Raw genomic sequence first — 272 nt, 5'->3', positions numbered from 1 at the left:
GGGCGCGCAGCCAACGAAATCGTTGGTGAGGTTCGTCCCCCAACCGAAGCTCATGCGAACACGGCCCTCGAAATGCTTGTAGGTGTCGATAATCGCATCGACATCCATGCCATCCGAAAAAATCAGAAGCTTCTGGCGCGGATCGCGGCCCATCTTCTTCCACCATTCGATGATCTTCTCGCCGCCTTCGACCGGCGGTGCGCTGTCCGGGCGGAAACCCGTCCAGTCGGCAACCCATTCCGGCGCATCACGCAGGAAAGCGGCAGTGCCGA

The 272-nt window shown here is 60.3% G+C and carries 1 pseudogene; it reads right to left on the bottom strand.

Annotated elements, in window-relative coordinates:
* A pseudogene (locus SB764_RS40320) lies at window positions 1–272 on the bottom strand (nicotinate phosphoribosyltransferase); the annotation flags it as partial.

This window comes from Paraburkholderia sp. SIMBA_027, assembly GCF_046535315.1.
Taxonomy (GTDB): domain Bacteria; phylum Pseudomonadota; class Gammaproteobacteria; order Burkholderiales; family Burkholderiaceae; genus Paraburkholderia; species Paraburkholderia tropica.
The sequence above is the reverse complement of the archived record's forward strand: the minus strand, read 5'-3'. Positions and strand labels throughout refer to the sequence as shown.